Raw genomic sequence first — 21,312 nt, forward strand, 5'->3', positions numbered from 1 at the left:
CGGCGGAGCAGGCCGTGACGCCAAGCTCTCGGCATGGACACCGTCGACCTCGCCCGGCTGCAGTTCGCGTTCACCGCGGGCGCGCACTTCCTCTTCGTCGCGCTGACGCTCGGCCTGGCGACGCTGGTGGCCGTCGTCCAGACCCGGGCCACCTTCAGCGGCGACCCCGTCCACCTGCGGATGACGAGGTTCTGGGGGCAGCTCTACATCATCAACTACGCCATGGGCATCGTCACCGGGCTGGTCATGGAGTTCCAGCTCGGGCTGTCGTGGAGCGGGCTGACCGACTACGCGGGCAACGTCTTCGGCGCCTCGCTGGCGATCGAGACGCTGGTGGCCTTCTTCGTCGAGGCCACGTTCCTGGGCCTGTGGATCTTCGGCTGGAACCGGCTGAACCGCTGGGCGCACCTGGCGCTGATCTGGGTCGTCACGCTCACCGCGTACGCGTCGGCGTTCTGGATCATGATCTCCAACGGCTTCCTGCAGAACCCGGTCGGCCACGCCGTCGAGGGCGCAAGGCTGCGGCTGACCGACTTCGGGGCGATGATCGCCAACCCGGCCGCGCAGATCGCGTTCGGGCACGTCATCGGCGGCGCGATGATCGTCGGCGGGTTCTTCATGGCCGGGGTGAGCGCCTACCACCTGCGCAGACGCACGGCCGAGCACGACCTGTTCCGGAAGTCGCTGCGGATCGGCGTCGGCGTCGCGCTGCCGGCCTCGTTCTTCACGGTGACGTTCGGCGGGCTCGGGTTCCAGACCCTCCAGCCGTCCAAGGCGGCGGCCTGGACGGGCCAGGCCGAGCGGCTGGCCGCCGTGCAGGCGGACATGACGGCCAGGTTCGGGCCGGGCGACTACCTGCCGCCGACCGGCTGGGTGCAGGGGGCCGGCATCACGATGATGATCCTCTGGGTGGTGATGACCGTCGTGGCGGGGCTGAGCCTGCTGCTGATGTTCTTCCGGCCCGTCGTGCGCGGCTTCCGGGCCTGGCACTGGCTGCTGACGCTGATGATCCCCGTGCCGTTCGTCACCATGCTCGCCGGGTGGACCTTCCGCGAGGTGGGGCGTCAGCCGTGGGTGGTCTACGGGCTGCTGCGCACGTCCGAGGCCATGTCGCCGGTGACGGCGGGCGAGATGCGGCTGTCGCTGACGGCGTTCGTGTCGGTGTTCACGGTGCTGATCGCGGTCAACTACTGGCTGCTGGCCCGGGCGGCCAGGCGCGGGCCCGGCGCGGTCGCGCTCGGCGCCCTTCCGGCCGAGACCCCCGTCCCCGTCCCCGCGTTCTGAAGGAGCCGATCATGGAGATCTTCGTCCTGGCCTTCTTCGCCCTCGGCTACCTCGTGCTGGGCGGGGCCGACATCGGGGTCGGCATGGCGCTGCCCTACCTCGGGCGGTCGGCGGGCGAGCGGCGCGAGGTGATCGCCGCGATCGCGCCGTTCTTCCTCGGCAACGAGGTGTGGCTGGTGGCCTCGGCCGGAGTGCTCGCGGGGCTCTTCCCCGACCTGGAGGGCCATCTCCTGAGCGGCAACTACGCGGTGGTCGTCGCGCTGCTCGTCTCGTGGGTGGTCAGGGACATGGGCCTGTGGCTGCGCGGGCGGGTGCCCGGCGCGCGCTGGCAGGCGTTCTGGGACGGCGGGATCGTGGCCGGGAGCTGGGGGCTGGCGCTGAGCTGGGGGCTGCTGCTCGCCGAGGTGCTGCTCGGCATCCAGGGGCCGCTCGTGCTGCTGGCCGCGCTGGTGGTGGCGGCGCTGTTCGCGGTGCACGGGCTGGCGTTCGCGGCGCTGCGGCTGCGCGGACCGTTGCGGGAGCGGGCCGGGGTGTTGTCCGGCGAGGCGGGCGAGGGCCGCACGTACGCGCTGACGGCCGGTGCGCTGCTGGTGGTGGGGGTGCTGGCCGGGCTGCGGCTGCCGCTGGTGGCGGGGTCGTCGGGGGCGCTGCTGACGCCGGTGATCCTCGTCCTGATCCCGCTGCTGGTGGCCTCGCAGGGGTGGGTGTGGTGGACGTTCCGGCACCGGGTCAGCGGGCCGTCGTACCTGTGACCAGGCGGGTGACCCTGGTGGAGCACCCGCCTGGCGTCGGGTCAGAACAGCGGAGCGCCGTCGCGGGTCAGCCGCCAGTTGGCGGAGGCGAAGTCGGCGGGGTTGATCGTGCCCTTGGCGGTGGCGTACTCGATCAGCGCCTGGCGGATCTCCACCTGCGCGTTGTACAGCACGGGAGCGGTGGTGACGTGCGGGAAGCCGCCGCCGCCCGACTGGCGGTAGTTGTTGATCGCGACCACGAACTCCTTGCCGGCCGGGATTGGCGCGCCCTCGAAGGTGAGGTTGGCGACGCGCTGCCCGGCGGGCTTGGCCACGTCGATGTCGTAGGAGACGCCCGAGAGCTGGTCGTAGTTGTAGTCCGGGGTGTTGCCGGCGTTGGTCAGCTTGGTGACGTCCACCGGGTCGCCCGGGTTGAGCTGGTTGAAGTACCGGGCCGAGTACTCCAGGTAGTCCTTGATCTGGGCGCCGGTCAGCTTGATCGCCAGCAGCGTGTTGTCGTAGACGTAGAGCCCGGCCACGTCCCTGACCCGCACGTCACCGGCGGGGAAGACGGCGGTGCGGCTGAACGGCGCGGCGATCGACAACACCGGCAGCGTGTTGCCCGGCAGGGCGGCCTTCACCGTCTCGGTCTGCACCTGCTGGATGTAGTCGAGGATCGGCGTGTCCTTGTACGGCGACTCGGCCGCCGACAGCTCCTCGGCCGACTTGGCGACGACCTTGTTGACGTAGCCCACCGTGGTGTCGTGCTGCGGCTTGAGCAGCGAGACGATCTTCGGGTCCTCCGTCACCGTGTTGGTGTTGAGCGTGGCCGAGCTCTTGCCGGTCACGACCCACTTCCCGCGCTGCTTGGTGAGGGTGAAGTCGAGCCGCGACAGGCGCTGGCCCCACTTGCCCGGCTCGGTGAGCAGCACCTGCTGCCCGGTGCTCTTGTTGGTCACGAAGCGCTGGGCGACCTCGTTGTGCGCGTGCCCGAACAGCACCGCGTCGATGCCCGGCACCTGCTCGGCGACCATCGCCGAGGCGTTCTCCACGGGCAGGTCGGTGCCGTAGGAGGACATGCCGCTGTCGCCCGCGTGCGCGGTCACCACGACCACGTCCGCGCCGAGGCCGCGGATGACCGGCACCCACTTCCTGGCCGACTCGACCAGGTCGGTGAAGCGCAGCTTGCCCTCGACGTTCGCCTTGTCCCAGATGGCCACGCCGGGGTTGGTCAGGCCGAGCACGCCGACCTTGATCGGCTTGTCGCCCTTGACCTTCATGGTCTTGATCACGAACGGCCGGTACGCCGGCAGCCCGCTCCCGGCGTGCACGGCGTTGGCGCCCAGCACCGGCGCCCGCATCTGCCTGATCCAGGTGGCCAGCAGCGGCAGACCGTAGTTGAACTCGTGGTTCCCGAGGGTGACGGCGTCGTAGCCGATGGCGTTCATGGCCTTGGCCATCGGGTGGGTCTGCCCGGTCTCGGTGATCGGCTCGACCTTGGCGTAGTAGTAGGCCAGGGGCGTGCCCTGGATCGTGTCACCCGAGTCGAACAGCAGCGTGTGGTCCGCCCCGCGCTCGGCCCTGACCTTGTTGACCAGCGACGACACCTGGGCCAGGCCGATGGTGTTGCCCTGCTTGTCGGCGTAGGCGGCGTCCTTGAAGTAGTCCCAGTTGAGGGCGTTGCTGTGGATGTCCGACGTCCCCATCACGGTGACGGTGACGCTCTTGTCCCCGCTCGCGTGGGCCGGGAGCGCCACCAGGGCCAGCGCGGTCAGCGCGGCGGCCCCTGTGGCGGCGAGCTTCTTGGTCTGCATGTGCCTGGAGGGTAACCAGGACAAATTACTCGTTGGTTACGAAATCGCGGATCAAGGCTGTCACCTCTTCGGGACGTTCGTGTAGCACCACATGCCCGCTGTCCAGCTCGGCGTAACGGCTGCCGGGCAACGCGGCGTGCAGGGCGCGGGCGTGCCCGACCGGGACGAGGTGGTCCTGCGTGCAGCCGATCACCAGCGTGGGCGCGGTGATGCTCGGGAGCAGGTCCCTGATGTCGGTCCTGAGGTCCAGCTCGATCTGGCGTACCGTGCCGGGGGGCGGGTCGCCGGCCATCATGGCCTTCAGGCCGTCCTCGCCCTGGCCGCTCACGAAGGCCGGGCTGAAGCCGACCAGCGGGGCGTACGCCGCGAAGCTCTCGGGGTCGGTGGCCGCCAGCCGGGCCCAGGTGCGCAGGCCGAGCCGGAGCCGGGGGTCGCCGGCGTGCGTCCAGCCGGCGATGAGCACCAGCCGCCCGACCAGCTCGGGATGCCGGGCGGCGACCCCCGCCGCCACCACCGCGCCCAGCGAGAAGCCGACCAGGTCGGACGGGCCGCCCTCGGGGAAGGTCGCCGCGACCTGCTCGATCAGCAGGTCGAGGGTGAGGTCGCCGCCGGGGTCGGCGGTCTCGCCGCTGCCGGCGTAGTCGGGGGTGATCACCGTGCGGATGTCGGTGAAGTTCTGGACGAGGTGGCCGTAGTTGCTGACGGCGTCGCCGCCGGTGCCGTGCACCATGACCAGGCCGGGGCCGCTGCCCGCCCGGTTGAAGTGCACGTGTCCGCCGTCGTGGACGACTGTGGGCATGGGGGTCTCCTAGAGGTTTCCGCCGCCGGTGGCGTCGAGGGTGGTGCCGGTGATGAAGCTCGCCGCGGGCGAGGCGGCGAACGCGACCACGTCCGCGATCTCGCCGGGCTCGCCGATGCGGTTGAGCGCGTGCCTGCTCGCCGCGTACGCGCGGGCCCCGGGGTCGCTCAGCCAGCCCGCGTTGACGTCGGTGTCGATGATGCCGGGCGCGACGTTGTTGACCGTGATGCCGCGCGGCCCCAGCTCCTTGGCCAGGGCCAGCGTGAACACCTGGACCGCGCCCTTGGTCATCGCGTACGCGATGCCCTCGGGATAGGCGATGCGGGCCGCGCCGGAGGTGATGTTCACGATGCGGCCGCCGTCGGGGATCAGCGGCAGCACCTGCCGGGTGAGGAAGAACGGGCCCTTGACGTTGACCGCGAACAGCCGGTCGTAGCCCTCCTCCGTCTCCTGCGCGAGCGGCTTGGACAGGCCGATGCCGGCGTTGTTGACCAGCACGTCGAGCACGTCGGTCTCCTCGGCCACCCGGCGGGCGAGCCGCTCGACCTCCTCGGGCACGCCCAGGTCGGCCCGCACGGCCACGGCGTTCGCCCCGATCAGCCCGACGACCTCCTCGGCCGCGGCGGCGTCCCTGGCGTAGTTCACGATCACGCGGAACCCGTCCTTGGCCAGGCGCAGCGCGATGGCCCGGCCGATGCCCCTGCCGGCGCCCGTCACCAGGGCAGTCCTCATCGCTCGAATCCTTTCTTTAGCGATCGATACAGAAACCATAACATAGCGATCGCTATAGAATGAGCGCATGGCGAGGCAGCGGGCATTCGACAGGGACGCGGCACTGGAGAGCGCGCTGCGCGCGTTCTGGGAGCACGGCTACGAGGCGACCTCGATCGCGGCGCTGACCGCCGCCATGGGCATCAGGCCCCCCAGCCTGTACGCGGCCTTCGGCGACAAACGACGGCTGTTCGAGGAGGCGGTGCGCCGCTACCAGCTCACCCACGGCGCGTTCACCACCAGGGCGCTCGCCGAGGAGCCCACCGGCCGCCAAGCCGTCGAACGCGTGTTGCGCGAGTCGGCCGCCGAGTACACGAACGCGGACCACCCGCCCGGCTGTCTGATCATCAGCGCCGCGGTCAACTGCGGGCCGGAGTCCGCCGACGTGGCGGAGTTGCTGCGCGGGTTCAGGGAGGCGGCGAAGGCGGCGATCAGGAAGCGCGTGGACGACGACGTGGCGGCCGGCCGGCTGGCCCCCGGCACCGACACGGAAGCCCTGGCCACCTTCTTCGCGTCGGTGATCCAGGGCATGTCCACGCAGTCCCGCGACGGCGCCTCCTACGCCGGCCTGCTGGGGGTCGCCGAACTCGCCATGGCGGCCTACCCGCCGCCCCCGCGCTGACGGCCGCGCGAAAGCCGCACGGCCGCCCGAAAGCCGCACGGCCGCCCGGCGCACAAAACCTGACCCGCGCGGCCGCGCGGCTTACAAACGCCTGGAATGCTTGGCCGTCCGATTTATTGCGACATGACGCCCGCGTCCTCCGGGGGCAGTTCGGGGGGCGAGGCGCGCAGCCAGCGGCAGCCGTGCGGTCCCAGCGCGAGCTTGGCCGTGCCGTCGGCCGACACCTTGATCGTGCCGTCCACCAGCAGGTCCGTGAGGTCGCAGTTCTCCAGGCCGTCCAGCCGCAGTTCGACGTCCCTGGCCGTGTCGCACAGGTTGTGGGCGACCACGACCGTCGCGCCGTCGGCGTCGCAGCGGTGCGAGAAGATCGCGTCGTCGCCGGTGTCCAGCACCGTGTACTGCCCCCAGGCCAGCTCAGGGCATTCGCGGTACCGCTCGATGAGGAGCTGGAACCAGCGCAGCAGCGAGTCGGTGTCGCGTTTCTGGTCGGCCACGTTGACCCGGTCGGGCGCGAACGAGCCCTCGGGGATCTCGCGGACCGTCTCCTCCTTCTGGCTGAAGCCGCCGTCCTCGGACCACTGCATGGGGATGCGGACGGCCATCCGCCCCTCTTCGTCCAGGTTCTCCCCCATGCCGATCTCCTCGCCGTAGAAGATCACGGGGGTGCCGGGAAGGGAGAACAGCAGGCTGTAGGCCATCTTGATGCGCCGCAGGTCGCCGCCGAACATCGTGGGCAGCCGCCGCCGCAGCCCGCGGCCGAAGATCTGCATGTCCTTACGGGGGCCGAACGCCTCGAAGATCTCCTGGCGTTCCTCGTCGGTGAGCTTGTCGAGGGTCAGTTCGTCGTGGTTGCGGAGGAACATCGCCCATTGACAGTCCTTGGGGGCCCGGGGGCGTTCCTGCAGGGCGTCCATCAGGGGTCGGGCGTTGTTACGGGCGAAGGAGAGCCAGCTGTTCTGCATGCCGATGAAGTCGAAGCACATGGTGATCTGGTCACCGAGCCCTTCACCGAAGTACCGCAGTAACTCCTTGTAGGGCAGGTTGACCTCGCCCAGCAGGATCGAGCCGCCCTTGCGCCTGGTCATGAAGGCCCGCAGGTCGGCCAGGAACTCGTGCGGGTTGGCCAGCTTGGGGTTGACGTTCTCGATGAGGAACGGCACCGCGTCCACCCGGAAGCCCGACAGGCCGAGCTCCATCCAGAAGCCGAGGATGCGGGTGATCTCGTCCCTGACCTCGGGGTTGCCGACGTTCAGGTCCGGCTGGTGACGGTAGAAGCTGTGCAGGTAGTACTGGCCGCTGCCTTTGTCGTACTGCCAGATGGAGTCCTCCTTGTCGGGGAAGACCACCTGCTTCGGGTCGTCGGGCTCGGGGGTGTCGGACCAGACGTACCAGTCGCGCATCGGCGAGTCCTTGCTCTTGCGCGACTCCTTGAACCAGGGGTGCTGGTCCGAGGTGTGGTTGACGACCAGGTCCGCGATCACCCGCAGGCCCCGGTCGTTGGCGGTCCGCATGAACTCCACGAAGTCGCCCAGGGTCCCCAGCCGGGGGTCGATGCTGTAGAAGTCGGTGATGTCGTAACCGTCGTCCCGGTTGGGGGTGGGGAAGAACGGCATCAACCAGAGGCAGGTCACGCCGAGACCCGCGAGGTAGTCGATCTGCTGGGTCAAGCCGCGGAAGTCGCCCACACCGTCGCCGTTACCGTCCTTGAACGTCTCCACGTCCAGGCAGTACACGACGGCGTTCTTCCACCAGACGTCGGAGGTGTACGTCAGTCGCATGGCGGGGCTGCTACCCACCCGGCCAGAAGAAATGTCCTTTTGGTGGTTTGCGTCCGGTTCTAATCTCGTGACCTCGGGCTACCGGGGCATCGCCGAACCCGAGCAGCCGTGCGGATCCCACGCGAATAGTTCGGGGGCCGAACTGATGGTAATCTGATCTCATGGCCAAGCCCGAGGAGCAGCTGGGAGTCGTCTCCGCCCTGGTGCGCTCGACCTTCCTGGTCAACGCCGTCTACGCCGAGTCCGCCCGCGCGTACGGGCTGACCTCCCAGCAGGGCCAGCTCCTGTGCGTGCTGATGGCCCAGCCGTACGGGATGAGCGAGCTGGGCGCGATGTTGCGCCTGGCCAAGTCGAGCCTCACCGAGCTGGTCGACCGCACCGCGCAGCGCGGCATGGTGCGCCGCGAGCCCAACCCCGCCGACCGGCGCGCCGTCCAGGTCACGCTGACCGAGGAGGGCGCCAAGCTCGCCGACGACTTCTACACCGAGGCGTGCCGGCGCATCGACGAGCTTCCGTCGGGGCTCGACGAGGCCGAGCGCGCCACGCTCGCCGATCTGCTCTCCCGCCTGGTGCGGGACAACAACGCCCCCACGGTCTTCATCGAGCGCGCCGACACCCCCTGACCGCCGCCCGCGGTCACACCCCGGCCGGCGCCGGCTCGCCGGCGACCCCGAACAGCTCAGCGAACCGTCCGGTGAACAGGTCCCGGCCCTTGTAGTCGGCCACCGACTCGGCCGGCAGCACGATCGGCCCCTCGGGCGAGGGCAGCTGGCCGACGCCCCCTTCGGCCCCCAGCGGCAGCAGCACGAACGGCAGCGGCGAGGGCCGGTACACCGACGAGGGCCGCTCGCCGCGCAGCTGGGCGATGATGTTCGCGGCCACGACCTCGGCGTGCTGCATCGCGTTCCCGGCCATCTTGGCCTCGGCCAGGTCGGTGATGTCGCCGATCGCGTAGACGTGCTCGTGGCCCTCGACGTTGAGCCGTTCGGTCACCCGTACGTGGCCGCGGGGCGTGCGCGCGTCGCCGAGGTCGCCATCGAGGTAGCCGGTCCGGACGCGCACGCCGTACGCGCGGAACCAGATGTCGGCCGACAGCTCCCCCGCCGTGGACCCGACGGTGAACGGCCCGGCCCGCCCCGGCCCGGCGGGCGGCTCGGCGTCCAGTGTGGTGCCGAGCAGCAGCTCCACCCCCAGCTCGGCGAGCTGCCTGCGCAGGTCGGCGCGCACCTGCGGCTCGAACGCCGGCAGCAGCTCCGTGCCGGGATCGACGATCGTGACCCGCTTGTCCGGCCACACGACCTTGATCTCCCCGGCCAGCTCCAGCCCGACCGGCCCGGCCCCGGCGATCAGCACCCGCCCGGCCCCCGCCAGCTCCTCGTGGACGGCGTGGATGCGCTCCCGCGCCTGCCCGGCCAGGTCGTCCTCGAACTTGAACGGGAAGGGGTACACCGACCCGGTGGCCAGCACGAGGTAGTCGGCCTCCACCCGTTCCCCGGACGCCAGCAGCACACCCCGCGAATCCACCGAGACCGCCCGCTCCCTGACGATCCGGCCACGTTCCATCAACCGGTCGTAGGGGAAGAACATCTTCCCGGCCCATTCCGGCCGGGCAAGGGCCCGCATGGACGCGGCGTTCTGGACGAAGGCGTCCTTGGGCTCGATGAGCACGACGTCCGCGTGCTCGTCCAGCGCCTTGGCGGCCGCCGCGCCGCCGTAACCACCACCGATGATCGCCACAGTACGGCTCATGGTGCACATCTCCCGTCGGAACCACAGCTTGTTCGTATTACGAACCATAATAGTTCGTAACCCGAACCGCAACTGCCCAGAAGTTCTCCGCCCCGGCGCGATGAGTTCCGGCGGCCCCGCCGGTACGTATCCGTGAACCTGTCATCAGCGATGAGGAGAGAGAGCCATGACCGAGACCCGAGAGCACGACGTGGCCGCCATCAAGAGCGTCCTTGAGCGCCTCTACCAGGCATGGGCCGACGGCGACGCCGACGCCTTCGTCACCGACTACACCGAGGACGCCACCTCGATCCTGCCCGGCAGCGTGCGCCGGTCGAGGGAGGAGGTGCGCGGGAAGATGGCCGAGGGCTTCGCGTCCTACCTCAAGGGCAGCACGACCGCCGACCGGCTGGAGAGCATCCGTTTCCTGGGCGAGAGCGCCGCGATCGCGGTGAGCCAGACCGGCGTCCTCTTCCCCGGCGAGACCGAGGTCCCCGCCGAGCGTATGGTGTACGCGACCTGGGTGCTGGAGAAGCGGGACGGCGCCTGGCTGCTCGCGGCCTACCACAACAGCCCGGCCGTCGTGGCAGGCTGACGTACCCGTAAGGCAGGCGGAAGGCAGGGCAAGGGCGTGGACGCGGTGACGCCGGGACAAGAGGGCTTCGATCGCCGGATCGAGCCGTTCCGCAAGGAGCTGCTGGCGTACTGCTACCGGATGCTCGGCTCACCCCACGACGCCGAGGACCTGGTCCAGGAGACGTACCTGCGGGCGTGGCGGGCGCGGGAGCAGTACGACGGCACCCGCAGCTCCCTGCGCACCTGGCTCTACCGGATCGCGACCAACGCCTGCCTGACGGCCCTGGAGGTGCGGGGGCGCCGGCCGCTGCCGTCGGGGCTGGTGGCCGCGTCCGACCCGCTGGCGCCGCTCGTCCAGGGGGAGAACCTGGCCTGGCTCCAGCCCCTGCCGGACTCGATGCTGGACGCCGGCGACCCGGCCGGCGCCGTGGTCGAGCGCAGCGGCCTGCGCCTGGCGTTCGCCGCCGCCCTGCAACACCTGTCGGCGCGCCAGCGCGGCGCGCTGATCCTTCGGGACGTGCTGAGCTTCTCCGCGTCGGAGTCGGCGGAGATCCTCGGCACCACCGTCGTGTCGGTGAACAGCTCCCTGCAGCGGGCGCGCGCCCGGGTGAAGGAGGCCGGCGTCCGGCGCGAACCGCTCGGCGAGCCGCCGCTGGCCGAGCAGCGCGCCTGGGTCGACCGCTACATGCGCGCCTTCGAGCACGCCGACGTCGAGGAGCTCAAACGGCTGCTCACCGAGGACGTCGTCATGGAGATGCCGCCGATGCTCAACTGGTTCGCCGGGCGCGGCAACTACGGCCTGTTCATGGACTGGGTCTTCGAGGCGGCCGGCACCGACTGGCGGCTGGCGGCGGTCACGGCCAACGGCCAGCCGGGGTTCGGCGCCTTCCGGCGCGCCGGCGACCGGTACGAGCCCCACACGCTGCAGATCTTCACCGTCACCGCCGAGGGCATCAGCCGGAACTCGGTGTTCCAGGGGGCCGAGATCTTCGCGGCCTTCGGTCTGGCGGCCGGTTTCGACGCGCCCCGATGAGCCCGGCGGGCCCGCAAGTTTCTTCAAGACCGGGCAGGGGCGGACGGCCGATGCTGGGCGGGTGATTTCACCCGTTTCTACCCTGGTGACCGGCGTGCGCCGTGGCCCGATGCTCGCCGTGCTGCTCACCGGTCAGGTCATGGCCTCCATGGACGGCTCGATCGTGTCGGTCGCCGCGCAGACCATCCGCCAGGACCTCCACGCCGGCGGCACGGCGATCCAGCTCGTCGTGTCGGGCTACCTGCTGACCGTCGGCGTGCTCCTGGTCACCTGCGCGCGCATCGGCGACCTCGTCGGGCAGCGGCGCGCGTTCCTGTTCGGGCTGGGCTGGTTCACCGCCGCCTCGCTGCTGTGCGGGCTGGCCCCCGACGTGGGCGTGCTGGTGCTCGCGCGCGTCGCGCAGGCCGCCGGGGCGGCGCTGCTCACCCCGCAGATCTTCGCGCTCATCCAGACGCACTGGCAGGGCGACGCCCGCCGCCGGGCGATCGGCCTGTACAGCATGGTGCTCGCCCTGGGCGTCGCGCTGGGGCAGGTCGTCGGCGGGCTGGTCGTCAGCGCCGACCTCCTGGGCCTGTCCTGGCGGCCGGTGTTCCTGATCAACATCCCGATCGGCGTGATCGCGCTGGCCGTGGGGCCGCGCCTGCTGCCGCCCTCGCCCGTTACCGCGCGGGCGCGCCTCGACCCGGGCGGCGTGGCGATCCTGACCGCGGCCATGGCCGCGATCACCGTCCCGCTCATCTTCGGCCGCGACCTCGGCCGGCCGCTCTGGATGTGGATTTCGCTGGCCTGCGGCGCCGCGCTGTCGGTGGTGTTCGTCCGGCACGAGACCAGGGCCCGGCACCCGCTGCTCGACCTGGCCTCGGTACGGCCGCGCGGGGTGAGGCCGGGGCTGGCGGCGTGCTGGATCGTCATGGGCTGCTACACCGTCTTCCTGCTCACCCTCACGCTGCACCTCCAGACCGCGCTGGGGTACTCGCCGCTGTGGGCGGGGCTGGCCTTCGTCCCGTACGCGCTGGGATTCGGCGCGCTCAGCCTGAGCTGGACCCGGTATCCGCGGGGACTGCAGCGGGTCCTGCCGGTCGCGGGTCCGGTCGCCTTCGCGGCGGGGGCGGGCCTGCTGGCGCTGCTGTGCCGGGACGAGTGGCGGCCGGTCGTGGCCGTCCCGCTGCTGCTGCTGGCCGGGGCCGGGCACGCCGCCGGGTACAGCCCGCTGATCGCGCGCGTCACCACGCTGGTCGAGCCGCGGCTGGCGTCGGCGATCTCGGCGCTGAACGCCACCGGGCCGGTGCTGGCCGGGGTGACAGCCGTCGCCGGGCTCGGCAGCGTCTACTTCGCCGCGCCGTCCTCGGCCGACGGGCTGCTGCGGGTCGTCGGCGCGGTCGCCGTCCTGCTCGTGGGCGCGGCCCTGTGCGCCGTCCGGGCGACGCTGGGGGGCGGCGGCCCGGCGTTCACAGGAGGGTGCCGCCGGACACGTCGAACCTGACCAGCGCCTCGTCGATCCTGGTCAGGGTGTCCGGGTGCAGGGTGAGGTCGGCGGCGGCCAGGTTCTCCTCGATGTGGGCGGGGGTGCGGCTGCCCGGGATCGCCACGACGTGCTCGTCCTGGTGCAGCAGCCACGCCAGGGCCAGCTGGGCGGGGGTGATGCCGAGGTTGGTGGCCAGGGTGCGGATGGGGGCGTACCTGTCGTTGTTGCCGGCCAGGTTCTCCGCCGAGAACCGGGGCGCGTTGTGGCGGAAGTCGCCTTCCTCCAGCCGCTGGACCGTGCCGGTCAGGAAGCCGTTGCCCAGCGGGCTCCAGGCCACCAGGCCGACGCCGAGCTCGCGGGCCGCGGCCAGCAGGTCCGGCTCCACCGGCCGCCACATCGACCACTCGTTCTGCACGGCCGTCACCGGATGGACCGCGTGCGCGGCCCTGAGCTGGGCCGCCGTCACGTTGGACAGGCCGATGTGCCTGATCAGGCCGTCGCGCACCAGGTCCGCCATCGCGCCGACCGTCTCCTCCACCGGGACGCCGGGGTCCGGGTAGTGCAGGTAGTACAGGTCGATCACGTCGGTGTCCAGGTTGCGCAGGCTGCGTTCGGCGTAGCGGCGGACCAGGCGCGGGTCGGCGTTCACGCGCAGCTCGTTGAAGGCGTACCCGACCGGGTACGGGCGGCTGGGCTCGCCTTCGGGGATCGCCAGGCCGAACTTGGTGGCCACCACGACCTCGTCGCGGGGGCGTCCCTTGAGCGCGCGGCCGACCAGGCGCTCGTTGTGGCCGTCCACGCCGTAGGCGTCGCTGGTGTCGATGTGGCCGGCGCCGCCGTCCAGGGCCGCCCGCAACGCCTTCTCGGCCCGGGTGTCGTCGATGTCGCCGTACACACCGGGCGAGAGCACCATCGCGCCGAAACCGAGCGCGGGGACCTGCAGTGTTCCGAGTTCGCGTGTCTTCATGACGATGATCGTGCCGCCGGTGGACGCCCGGCGTCCAAGACCCTTTGCTATAACCATCGGTTATGGACGTGCACCTGCGGGACCTCCGCTACTTCGTCGCGGTGGCCGAGGAGCTGAACGTGACGCGCGCCGCCGAGCGCCTCTTCGTCTCGCAGCCGGCCCTGTCCAAGCAGCTCAGGATGCTGGAGCGGCAGCTCGGGTTCGCGCTGCTGGAACGCGTGCACGGCGGCGTGACGCTGACCCGGCAGGGCGCGGCGCTGCTGCCGGTGGCCCGCGACCTGCTCGGACGCTGGGCCGCCGGCCTGGAGACGGCCCGCGCCGCCGCCCCCGCCGGGACGCTGGTCATCGGCATGCAGACGGCCGTCGGCCGGGGGTTGCAGCAGGAGGCGCTGCGGCTGTTCCGGCAGGCCCGGCCCGGATGGGAGGTGTCGCTCCGGCTCGTGGGCTGGGACGACCCGAGCGGCGGCCTCGCCGACGGCTCCTCCGACGTGGCGTTCATCTGGCTGCCGGTGCCACCGGGGCTGGAGACGTACGTGCTGGCCACCGAGGAGCGGGGGGTGGCGATGCCGGCCGGTCACCGGCTGGCCGGCCTGGCCGAGGTCCCGTTCGCCGAGCTGCGGGACGAGCCGTTCATCGCGCTGCCCGCCGCGGCCGGCCCGCTGCGCGACTTCTGGCTCGCCCGCGACGCCCGGGACGACGACCCGGTCGTCGGCGTCACGGCGAACACGCCCGAGGAGGTGTTCGAGGCCGTGATCAGCGGGCTGGGCGTCGTCCTGGTGGCCGAGGGGAACGCGGCGCTCTACAAGCGTCCGGGCATGGTCTACCGCCCGGTGACGGGTCTGCAGCCGGGCCGGCTCGCCATCGCCTGGCGCCGCGGCGACGCCCGTCCCCACGTCACCGCCTTCGTCGAGGCCCTGAAACGGGCCGCCGCCACGGTCTGACTCAAAGGAAGGCCCGCATTTCCGACGATACGCCCGAATTCATCGGCACGTTTCGGGAAGTCGCCACTAAGGTCTGACCCGACGCACCGGTAACACAGGAAAGGCACCCCCTATGAGCGACCACGCCATCACCTTCGACCTCATCGACGTCGACAAGGACGGCCGCATCTCCGCCGTCGAACTCGTCCGCCTGATGGAGATCCTCGGCCAGCCCATCACGCTGGACGCGGCCCAGGAAGGCGTGCGGAAACTGGACAAGGACGGCGACGGCCTGATTGACGTGGACGAGTTCGGCGCATTCCTGCAGAAATGACAGAAACAAGCTCTTGCTAGGCAAACTCTTCTCGCCTGAGCCACAATGGCGACAGGAGGGACGATGGCCATCAAGAGTGACATCAGCGAAACCCGGCTCCCCGCGGACATCGTGAGAACGCTCAAGGCGGGCATCGGAAAGGTCTCGGCCGAGGTGGTCGAGGAGATCCAGACCCGGATCCCCGAGTACGCCCGACCGGCCGACGAGATCTCCATCAAAGTCGTGAAGATGGCGGTCGAGGAGGCCATCGACGGCTTCCTCGACCGCATCGAGAACCCGGGCGCCCCCTTCGACCCCGAGCCGTTCCGCATGATCGGCAAGGGCGAGGCGGCCGAGGGCCGCAACCTGGAGCCGCTGCAGACGGCCATGCGGCTCGGCGCCCGCGTCTGCTGGCGGCGGCTGACGGAGATCGCCGACCCGCTCGGCCTGACCCCGCAGACCGTGTACGACCTGGGCGAGGCCATCTTCGTCTGCCTCGACCGGCTCGCCGACGCCGCCGCCCAGGGCTTCGACGAGGCCAGGGCGCACGCCGCCGGCGAGCTCGAACGCCGCCGCAACCGCCTGCTCGACCTGCTGCTCAGCCGGCCGCCCGCCGCCCCCGAGGCCGTCGCCGACCTGGCCAGGGCCGCCGGATGGCGGCTGCCGCGGACCGTGGCGGGCGTGGCGCTCGACGACCGGCACGGCACGTACCGGGCGCCCGCGCTGCCGCCGGACGTGCTCGGCGGGCTGGAACGGCCCGCGCCGTGCCTGCTGGTGCCCGACCCGGACGGGCCGGGACAGGCGCAGCTGCTCGACCACGCGCTGCGCGGCCACCGTGCCGCGATCGGCCCGGCGGTGCCGCCGGCCGCGGCGGCGACGTCCCTGAGGTGGGCGCGCGAGGCTCTGGAGCTGTCCCGGCGCGGCGTGCTGCCGCGCGGGCTCCTGCGCTGCGCCGACCACATGGCCACGCTCGTGGTGTTCAAGGACGAGGAGCTGGTCGGCGCCATGGCGCAGGCCCGCCTCGCGCCGCTGGCCCACCTGCGGCCCGCCCAGCAGGACCGGCTGGCCGAGACGCTGCTGGCCTGGTTGCGGCACGGCCGGGGCGCCGGCGAGGTGGCCGCCCGGCTGCACGTGCATCCGCAGACCGTGCGCTACCGGCTGCGGCAGCTCGAAGAGCTCTACGGCGACCAGCTCGCCGATCCCGACGTCCGGTTCGAGCTGGAGATCGTGCTCAGGGCCCGCCAGGCCCTCATCGCCGCCGGGCCGTGACCGGCCCGCCGCGCCCGGCCGGCGTGGCGGGGACCGGGCGGGACCGGGCGGCTGCCGTCAGGCGGTGTGCAGGTAGACCTGGCCGAAGACCTCGGACAGGTTCTTGATGTCCGTGGCGACGTCGGCCTCGGGGCTGCTGTAGTCGTAGACGGTGGCCAGCCGCGGGCGCACGGTGCCGAGCTTCTTGAGCTGGTCCCAGGTGGTGTTGGCCGCCCACTTCTCGCCGTACACCCGGTTGACCTGGCCCTGCGCGTCCTGCCAGCGGCTCCACAGGACGACGGTCTCGGCGGCGTCGGCCTGGAGCGGGGCGGCGATGCGGTCGGTGATGGCCTGGGTGGCCTGCTCGGCGGTGAGCTTGGAGGTGCCGGCGGCGGTGAACCCGGCGTCCTCGGCGGCGATCTGGGCGTAGGCGTCCCAGGCGCGGGCGCGGACCTGGATCCACTGGTTGCGCTGGGCCTCGGCGGCGTCGATCTTCCAGGTGGCGTACTCGGTGGCCAGGTGGCCGGTGTCCAGGGTCAGCTGGTCGATCTGGCCGCCGGAGAGCCAGGCGCCGATGCGGGCGGGGTCGAGCAGCGGGTACTTCTTGGTCATCTCGGCCTTGCAGGCGTCGTTGGCGCCGCAGCCGAACAGCGGGACCACCGTGTGTGCCGCCAGCTTCTTGCCCGGCACGAGGTTGCGCAGCGCGGTCGTGGCCTCGGTGACGAACTTGTCCAGCTCCTCGGCCGTGGCGAAGGTCTGGTTGTAGCCGAGCTGCGAGGTGAACCTGATCCCGGCGACCCCCGGCTGCGCGGCCAGGGCGGCGACCTTCTTGACGGCCTCGGCCAGCTTGCCCGCCTTGTAGTCGTCGGCCAGCTCGGTCTCGATCCAGGTCCGCAGGCCGGCCTCGACCGCGCTCTTCACGGCCTGGCCCGCCGGGCTCTCGGCGGCGGCCGTCTTGGCGGCGGCCGAGATCCCGTCGGGGTCGACGTGGCACTTCTGGCCGTCCGGGCACTGGTCGGGGGTGCCGCCGTCCTCGGCGCCGTCGACGTCCGGGGAGCCGACGTCGTGCATCTCGCCGTCGCCCTCGGAGTCGGTCGCGCACTCGTTGCCCGCTTCGCTGCAGTCGACCACGATCTCGTGCATCGGGCCGGAGTCGATCATGTTCTTGCCGTCGTTGTCCAGCCAGAACCGGGCGATGTCGGCGGCCTCCTCGGGAGTGGCCAGCCAGCGGCAGACGACGAACGCCGGGGTGTCGGCGGACATCAGGTCGTTGCAGCCCCGTGGATCGTCCTCCGACCAGGCGGGAACTCCGACGCCGAGCAACGACAGGGCCAGTCCGATGACGAAGATCTTCCGCAGTCGCATGGCGCCTTTACTCCCATGGGGGGCGATCGTGGGCAGATAGCACAATATCGGGACGATCAACAACCTTCAATGAGATCCACGGCGATCCTCACGCGGTTCTCGACGCGCAGTAGGCGTCGCAGTCGAGCGCGGCGAGGCCGCAGGGTGATCATCCCTCCGCCCGCGCTTCCCGACCGGCCCTGTCACCCCCATGACGAATATTGGGACGACACCGCACTGCCACAAGCGGCAGACTTGGGACGGATTTGAACGTTTTCGAGGGGACCGGCCCAGTGCACAGCTACCTCCGCGACCTCGGGCTGCTCCGCGACCGCAAGTTCGCCCTGTTGTTGTCCGCGCGGACCATCTCCATGCTCGGCAGCGCCTTCGCGCCCGTGGCGCTCGCCTTCGGCATCCTGGAACTGCCCGGCGCGGACGCCACGACGTTGTCGGTGGTGCTCACCGCCGAGTCACTGCCCATGATCGTGTTCATGCTGATCGGCGGGGTGATCGCGGACCGGCTGCCGCGGCAGCGGGTGATGATGGCCGGCGAGCTGCTCATGGCGCTGGGCTACTTCGCGCTGGCGGCGATGCTGCTGACCGGCTGGGCGCCGCTGCCCGTGATGAGCGTCGCGGCGGCGGCCTGCGGCGTGGGCACTGCGGTCATGTTCCCGGCGCTGACCGGCATCATCCCCGAGATCGTGCCCGCCGAGCGGCTGCAGGCCGGCAACGCGCTGCTCGGCCTCGGCGCGAACGCCTCGCGCGTGGCCGGGGTGGTGCTGAGCGGCGCCACGGTGCTGTGGTTCGGCGGCGGCTGGGCCCTGCTGGTCAGCGGCGCGATGTTCGCGGTGGCCGGCGTGCTGATCGCGCTGCTGCGCCCGACCCCCGCCGAGCGCGCGGCGGCCGAGCGGCACTCGGTGCTGGCCGACCTGCGCCACGGGTGGCGGGAGTTCAGCTCGCGGCAGTGGATCTGGGTGGTGGTGGCCCAGTTCTCGGTGCTGGTGATGGCGATCCAGGCCGGGCACGGCGTGCTCGGGCCGCTGCTGGCCAAGGAGACCCTGGGCGGGCCGGCGGCCTGGTCGGCGTTCCTGGCGGGCGAGGCCGTCGGGACGATCGCCGGGGTGCTGGTGTCGTTGCGGCTGCGCCCGCGCCGGCCGATCCTGCTCGGCACGCTGTTGTGCCTGCCGACCGCGCTGCCGTACGTGCTGCTCGGGCTGGACGCGCCGCTGTGGGCGATCGTGGCGGGGGCGTTCGTGCTGGGCGTGTGCTTCGACGTCTTCGGCGTGCTGTGGCAGACGACGATGCAGCGCGAGATCCCGGCGGAGTCGTTGTCGCGGGTCAGCTCGTACGACGCGCTCGGGTCACTGATGTTCGGGCCGATCGGGCTGATGCTGGCCGCGCCGGCGGCGGTGGCCTTCGGCACCGAGGGGGCGCTGCTCGGCTGCGCCGCCCTCGTCGTGCTGTCCACGCTCGCCGCGCTGGCCGCGCCGGGGGTGCGCAACCTGCGCGCCCCCGAGCCGGAGCCCGAGCCGGTCTCACTCTGAGCGGAACCAGGCGTTGGCCCTCGGCTGGAACATCAACGTGACGGCCCCGAGCACGGCCGTCACGTGCAGCACCCGGCTGATCGTGAAGAGCCAGGTCACCACGTCGGCCCCGGCGGCGGCCTGGGCGATCGAGCCGCCGTGCAGCAGCCACTGGATCGGCCCCACGACCAGCGACAACGTGCCGAACACGCCGAGCCCGACGGCCAGCGTGAGCCTGGCCCAGTTCTGCCCCGCGCGCATCCGCAGCGCCAGGAAGACCGCCGCGGCGAAGACGGCCACCCGCAGACCGGCGCCGGGCAGCAGGTCCAGGACGCCCGAAGTGCCCTCGTAGAGCTCCCTGCCGACGGCGAGCACGGTCTCGAACGCCCCCGCCGCGACGGCGGACATCCACAGCAGCGCGGCGGCGTGCACGACGGGCGGCGGCTGGGGGGTACGAGGCTCGGCGGTCTGCGAGGCGAGGGCGGTGGTCATGGCGGGCTCCCTGTCGTTTCGATTACAGGGAAAGTCTGATCCGCGCGCCCGCGCCGATCACGCCCGTCGTCCCCCGAATCCCGGTGAGGCGGGCCCTACCCCGAGGTCTCCGCTCGTGCGCAGGCCGCGGGCGGCCACGCGCCCGTGGCCGAGCCCGAAGCGCGGCTCGGGGGCGCGCTCGCCGTCCAGGATCGCGGCCACGTACGCGGCCAGGGCCGGGGCGTGCTTGAACCCGTGGCCCGAGTCGCCGCCGAGCAGCCACACGCCGGGCGCGTCCTCGGCGATGATCCACTCGGCGTCGGGGGTGAGCGCGTACTGGCAGACCTGGCTGAACAGCACCGGCGCGGCCGCCAGCGAGGGGAACCTGCGCCGCAGGTAGTCGCGGGCCTGCTCGACCGCGGACGGGTCCACCGCCCGGCTGCCCTCCTCCGGCTCGTACGGCGGCCCTTCGGCGTCGGAGGTGGCCTTCATGCCGACCCCGTCCACGTCGCCGTGCCCGTAGGCCGAGGAGCCGTAGTCCACCCAGGCGGGCGTCTCGGGGGACGACCACGCGGCGGGAGCGGCGAAGTGCACCGTGTCCTGCCTGGTCACCGTGACCGGCACGGAGAACAGGCCGGGCAGCCAGGCGCCGCACGCCCACACGACGCGGTCGGCCCGCCGCACCTCGCCGTCCACCTCGACCGCGCTCAGCCCCGGCACGGGCGCCGCCCGTCCTCTGACCAGCCGGACGCCGGCCGCCTGGGCCAGCCGGGCGGTCACCTGCGTCGCCCGCCGCGCCCTGAGCACGCCCGCGTGCGGCTCGCGGAGCAGGAAGCTCAGGTCGTCGCCGCGATAGTCGGGGAAGAAGCGCCGGCCGTCCGCCGGGTCGAGCACCTCAACCGGGATATCCAGATTTTTCAGTACTTGGGCGCTGGCGTGCTCCCACCCGTCCGGCCGGGCCGCGAACCACACCATGCCCGACTCCAGGAACAGTTCCTCGCCGGCCCGCTCGCCCAGCCGCCGCCAGCCCTCCCGCGCCTCCCAGGCCAGCCGCGCGTACCAGTCGTCGGCGCCGTGCGCGCAGCGCAGGAGCCGCGTCTCCCCCGCGCTGGCCTGCCGGACGTGTCCGGGCTTGTGCTGTTCGACCAGGGTCACCTGCCAGCCGGTTTCGGCCAGCCGCAACGCCAGCGACGACCCCCATATACCGGCTCCGACCACAATGACCGATTTCATGGAACCACCGTGACCGCAGGAACCGCCCCGCGCAAGGGTTCAGACGATGATCAACCGGACCACGACGCCCGCGCAGTTGCCCGCCACGCAGACGCGCACCGGGACCTCGGAGATGCCGGCCGCCTGGGGCACCCCGCCCACGTGCCCGTCGGGGCCGATCGTCACGCCCGCGGGCAGCTTGGCGTGGTCGGTCACGCTGAAGGTCGGGATGACGCCCTGGGGGCCGCCGTTGATGCCGATCTCCCCGGCGAGCGGGACGCCGGCCCGGCCCGGGAAGGTCAGCTCGCGCGGCTCCCATGGAACGTTCCCGAGCACGACCAGCGTGATGAGCTGCTCCTCGCACGAGTGACCGGCGCAGAGCCGGACCGGGGCGATGAACGTGCCCACCCGCGAGGGCGTGCCGGACAACCGCCCGCTCGCGTCGACGCCGACCCCCACGGCGACGTAGCCGGGGCGGAAGGTCACGCCCTTGGCGACCGGCAGCAGCCACTGGCTCACCGTGATGCCCTGGGTGAGGTAGAAGGTGTTCTCGACCAGCCGGTCACCCTCCGCGCGCGGCGGCGGGTCGATCAGGGTCTCCCTCGCCATGTACGCGATCGGCGTGGTGAGCGACGGCACGGCCGGCGGCAGGGCGCAGAGAGCCAGCCCGGCGACCAGGAACAGCCACCTCTGCCGCATCTCCACCCCCCCGA

The 21,312-nt window shown here is 71.7% G+C and carries 21 protein-coding genes; 11 read left to right on the forward strand and 10 right to left on the reverse strand.

Annotation, left to right across the window (positions count from 1 at the left end):
* Window positions 1–33 precede the first annotated feature (33 nt).
* Window positions 34–1,284, forward strand: a complete 1,251-nt coding sequence (locus ACIBQ6_RS35210; RefSeq protein WP_397217223.1) for a cytochrome ubiquinol oxidase subunit I — start codon at window positions 34–36, stop codon at window positions 1,282–1,284.
* Between the two features lie 11 nt (window positions 1,285–1,295).
* A complete protein-coding gene (locus ACIBQ6_RS35215; protein ID WP_397217225.1) occupies window positions 1,296–2,036 on the forward strand; it encodes a cytochrome d ubiquinol oxidase subunit II in 741 nt (246 codons plus the stop codon).
* 41 nt (window positions 2,037–2,077) lie between these two features.
* Here the strand turns inward: ACIBQ6_RS35215 and ACIBQ6_RS35220 are convergent, their stop codons facing one another.
* The 3 genes from ACIBQ6_RS35220 to ACIBQ6_RS35230 are packed head-to-tail and all read right to left on the reverse strand — an operon-like array spanning window position 2,078 to window position 5,360.
* Complete coding sequence (locus ACIBQ6_RS35220) at window positions 2,078–3,829, reverse strand: bifunctional metallophosphatase/5'-nucleotidase (protein WP_397217227.1); 1,752 nt, start codon at window positions 3,827–3,829, stop codon at window positions 2,078–2,080.
* Between the two features lie 25 nt (window positions 3,830–3,854).
* Complete coding sequence (locus ACIBQ6_RS35225) at window positions 3,855–4,628, reverse strand: alpha/beta fold hydrolase (protein WP_397217229.1); 774 nt, start codon at window positions 4,626–4,628, stop codon at window positions 3,855–3,857.
* Window positions 4,629–4,637: 9 nt separating this feature from the next.
* Window positions 4,638–5,360 carry an SDR family NAD(P)-dependent oxidoreductase gene (locus tag ACIBQ6_RS35230; protein WP_397217231.1) on the reverse strand — a complete coding sequence of 241 codons (723 nt, stop codon included), beginning with the start codon at window positions 5,358–5,360 and terminating at the stop codon, window positions 4,638–4,640.
* Between the two features lie 67 nt (window positions 5,361–5,427).
* Between ACIBQ6_RS35230 and ACIBQ6_RS35235 the strand changes: the two genes are divergently transcribed.
* Complete coding sequence (locus tag ACIBQ6_RS35235) at window positions 5,428–6,021, forward strand: TetR/AcrR family transcriptional regulator (RefSeq protein WP_397217233.1); 594 nt, start codon at window positions 5,428–5,430, stop codon at window positions 6,019–6,021.
* Window positions 6,022–6,134: 113 nt separating this feature from the next.
* Here the strand turns inward: ACIBQ6_RS35235 and ACIBQ6_RS35240 are convergent, their stop codons facing one another.
* Window positions 6,135–7,799: an alpha-amylase family protein gene (locus tag ACIBQ6_RS35240; RefSeq protein ID WP_397217235.1), complete on the reverse strand. Its 1,665-nt coding sequence runs from the start codon at window positions 7,797–7,799 to the stop codon at window positions 6,135–6,137.
* A gap of 161 nt (window positions 7,800–7,960) precedes the next feature.
* On the opposite strand from ACIBQ6_RS35240, the gene ACIBQ6_RS35245 reads away from it, so the two are divergent.
* Complete coding sequence (locus ACIBQ6_RS35245; protein WP_397217237.1) at window positions 7,961–8,422, forward strand: MarR family winged helix-turn-helix transcriptional regulator; 462 nt, start codon at window positions 7,961–7,963, stop codon at window positions 8,420–8,422.
* 13 nt (window positions 8,423–8,435) lie between these two features.
* Here ACIBQ6_RS35245 and ACIBQ6_RS35250 read toward each other — a convergent pair whose 3' ends face one another.
* On the reverse strand, window positions 8,436–9,548 hold the full coding sequence (locus ACIBQ6_RS35250) for an NAD(P)/FAD-dependent oxidoreductase (RefSeq protein ID WP_397217239.1): 1,113 nt from the start codon (window positions 9,546–9,548) through the stop codon (window positions 8,436–8,438).
* A 166-nt stretch (window positions 9,549–9,714) separates the two neighbouring features.
* Here ACIBQ6_RS35250 and ACIBQ6_RS35255 point away from each other — a divergent pair, with 166 nt between their 5' ends.
* The 3 genes from ACIBQ6_RS35255 (at window position 9,715) to ACIBQ6_RS35265 (ending at window position 12,619) form a co-directional block, all read left to right on the forward strand.
* The gene (locus ACIBQ6_RS35255) at window positions 9,715–10,122 is read left to right on the forward strand and encodes an SgcJ/EcaC family oxidoreductase (RefSeq protein WP_397217241.1); all 408 of its coding nucleotides are present in this window, start codon (window positions 9,715–9,717) and stop codon (window positions 10,120–10,122) included.
* A 36-nt stretch (window positions 10,123–10,158) separates the two neighbouring features.
* Window positions 10,159–11,136, forward strand: coding sequence for a sigma-70 family RNA polymerase sigma factor (locus tag ACIBQ6_RS35260; protein WP_358298830.1), 978 nt, complete (start codon window positions 10,159–10,161; stop codon window positions 11,134–11,136).
* Window positions 11,137–11,230: 94 nt separating this feature from the next.
* Window positions 11,231–12,619, forward strand: coding sequence for an MFS transporter (locus ACIBQ6_RS35265; protein ID WP_397217243.1), 1,389 nt, complete (start codon window positions 11,231–11,233; stop codon window positions 12,617–12,619).
* Here ACIBQ6_RS35265 and ACIBQ6_RS35270 read toward each other — a convergent pair.
* Window positions 12,585–13,568 carry an aldo/keto reductase gene (locus ACIBQ6_RS35270; RefSeq protein WP_397217245.1) on the reverse strand — a complete coding sequence of 328 codons (984 nt, stop codon included), beginning with the start codon at window positions 13,566–13,568 and terminating at the stop codon, window positions 12,585–12,587. The two genes, ACIBQ6_RS35265 and ACIBQ6_RS35270, sit on opposite strands and share 35 nt — an antisense overlap.
* Window positions 13,569–13,630: 62 nt before the next feature.
* On the opposite strand from ACIBQ6_RS35270, the gene ACIBQ6_RS35275 reads away from it, so the two are divergent.
* From ACIBQ6_RS35275 to ACIBQ6_RS35285, 3 genes are all read left to right on the forward strand, one after another.
* Window positions 13,631–14,509, forward strand: coding sequence for a LysR family transcriptional regulator (locus ACIBQ6_RS35275; protein ID WP_397217247.1), 879 nt, complete (start codon window positions 13,631–13,633; stop codon window positions 14,507–14,509).
* Window positions 14,510–14,621: 112 nt separating this feature from the next.
* Window positions 14,622–14,822, forward strand: coding sequence for an EF-hand domain-containing protein (locus ACIBQ6_RS35280; protein ID WP_352324961.1), 201 nt, complete (start codon window positions 14,622–14,624; stop codon window positions 14,820–14,822).
* Between the two features lie 63 nt (window positions 14,823–14,885).
* Window positions 14,886–16,070, forward strand: coding sequence for a helix-turn-helix domain-containing protein (locus ACIBQ6_RS35285; protein ID WP_397217249.1), 1,185 nt, complete (start codon window positions 14,886–14,888; stop codon window positions 16,068–16,070).
* A gap of 57 nt (window positions 16,071–16,127) precedes the next feature.
* Here ACIBQ6_RS35285 and ACIBQ6_RS35290 read toward each other — a convergent pair whose 3' ends face one another.
* Window positions 16,128–17,414 carry a hypothetical protein gene (locus tag ACIBQ6_RS35290; RefSeq protein WP_397217251.1) on the reverse strand — a complete coding sequence of 429 codons (1,287 nt, stop codon included), beginning with the start codon at window positions 17,412–17,414 and terminating at the stop codon, window positions 16,128–16,130.
* 272 nt (window positions 17,415–17,686) lie between these two features.
* Between ACIBQ6_RS35290 and ACIBQ6_RS35295 the strand changes: the two genes are divergently transcribed.
* On the forward strand, window positions 17,687–18,937 hold the full coding sequence (locus tag ACIBQ6_RS35295; RefSeq protein WP_397217253.1) for an MFS transporter: 1,251 nt from the start codon (window positions 17,687–17,689) through the stop codon (window positions 18,935–18,937).
* On the opposite strand, the gene ACIBQ6_RS35300 is transcribed toward ACIBQ6_RS35295, so the two are convergent.
* Genes ACIBQ6_RS35300 through ACIBQ6_RS35310 form a run of 3 tightly spaced genes read right to left on the reverse strand, consistent with a single transcriptional unit; the run spans window position 18,929 to window position 21,298 of the window.
* Window positions 18,929–19,408 (reverse strand): hypothetical protein, encoded by a 480-nt coding sequence (locus ACIBQ6_RS35300; RefSeq protein WP_397217255.1) that lies wholly within the window; start codon window positions 19,406–19,408, stop codon window positions 18,929–18,931. The two genes, ACIBQ6_RS35295 and ACIBQ6_RS35300, sit on opposite strands and share 9 nt — an antisense overlap.
* Window positions 19,409–19,465: 57 nt before the next feature.
* The gene (locus tag ACIBQ6_RS35305; protein ID WP_397217257.1) at window positions 19,466–20,620 is read right to left on the reverse strand and encodes an FAD-dependent oxidoreductase; all 1,155 of its coding nucleotides are present in this window, start codon (window positions 20,618–20,620) and stop codon (window positions 19,466–19,468) included.
* A gap of 39 nt (window positions 20,621–20,659) precedes the next feature.
* Window positions 20,660–21,298 (reverse strand): hypothetical protein, encoded by a 639-nt coding sequence (locus ACIBQ6_RS35310; RefSeq protein WP_397217259.1) that lies wholly within the window; start codon window positions 21,296–21,298, stop codon window positions 20,660–20,662.
* Between the last annotated feature and the right edge of the window lie 14 nt (window positions 21,299–21,312).

The organism is Nonomuraea sp. NPDC049655 (assembly GCF_044465465.1).
Taxonomy (GTDB): Bacteria; Actinomycetota; Actinomycetes; order Streptosporangiales; family Streptosporangiaceae; genus Nonomuraea.

Coding starts and splice junctions, on each gene's coding strand:
- ACIBQ6_RS35210 (WP_397217223.1), top strand. CDS start 34: ATGGACACCGTCGACCTCGCCCGGCTGCAGTTCGCGTTCACCGCGGGC.
- ACIBQ6_RS35215 (WP_397217225.1), top strand. CDS start 1,296: ATGGAGATCTTCGTCCTGGCCTTCTTCGCCCTCGGCTACCTCGTGCTG.
- ACIBQ6_RS35220 (WP_397217227.1), bottom strand. CDS start 3,829: ATGCAGACCAAGAAGCTCGCCGCCACAGGGGCCGCCGCGCTGACCGCG.
- ACIBQ6_RS35225 (WP_397217229.1), bottom strand. CDS start 4,628: ATGCCCACAGTCGTCCACGACGGCGGACACGTGCACTTCAACCGGGCG.
- ACIBQ6_RS35230 (WP_397217231.1), bottom strand. CDS start 5,360: ATGAGGACTGCCCTGGTGACGGGCGCCGGCAGGGGCATCGGCCGGGCC.
- ACIBQ6_RS35235 (WP_397217233.1), top strand. CDS start 5,428: ATGGCGAGGCAGCGGGCATTCGACAGGGACGCGGCACTGGAGAGCGCG.
- ACIBQ6_RS35240 (WP_397217235.1), bottom strand. CDS start 7,799: ATGCGACTGACGTACACCTCCGACGTCTGGTGGAAGAACGCCGTCGTG.
- ACIBQ6_RS35245 (WP_397217237.1), top strand. CDS start 7,961: ATGGCCAAGCCCGAGGAGCAGCTGGGAGTCGTCTCCGCCCTGGTGCGC.
- ACIBQ6_RS35250 (WP_397217239.1), bottom strand. CDS start 9,548: ATGAGCCGTACTGTGGCGATCATCGGTGGTGGTTACGGCGGCGCGGCG.
- ACIBQ6_RS35255 (WP_397217241.1), top strand. CDS start 9,715: ATGACCGAGACCCGAGAGCACGACGTGGCCGCCATCAAGAGCGTCCTT.
- ACIBQ6_RS35270 (WP_397217245.1), bottom strand. CDS start 13,568: ATGAAGACACGCGAACTCGGAACACTGCAGGTCCCCGCGCTCGGTTTC.
- ACIBQ6_RS35275 (WP_397217247.1), top strand. CDS start 13,631: ATGGACGTGCACCTGCGGGACCTCCGCTACTTCGTCGCGGTGGCCGAG.
- ACIBQ6_RS35280 (WP_352324961.1), top strand. CDS start 14,622: ATGAGCGACCACGCCATCACCTTCGACCTCATCGACGTCGACAAGGAC.
- ACIBQ6_RS35285 (WP_397217249.1), top strand. CDS start 14,886: ATGGCCATCAAGAGTGACATCAGCGAAACCCGGCTCCCCGCGGACATC.
- ACIBQ6_RS35290 (WP_397217251.1), bottom strand. CDS start 17,414: ATGCGACTGCGGAAGATCTTCGTCATCGGACTGGCCCTGTCGTTGCTC.
- ACIBQ6_RS35300 (WP_397217255.1), bottom strand. CDS start 19,408: ATGACCACCGCCCTCGCCTCGCAGACCGCCGAGCCTCGTACCCCCCAG.
- ACIBQ6_RS35305 (WP_397217257.1), bottom strand. CDS start 20,620: ATGAAATCGGTCATTGTGGTCGGAGCCGGTATATGGGGGTCGTCGCTG.
- ACIBQ6_RS35310 (WP_397217259.1), bottom strand. CDS start 21,298: ATGCGGCAGAGGTGGCTGTTCCTGGTCGCCGGGCTGGCTCTCTGCGCC.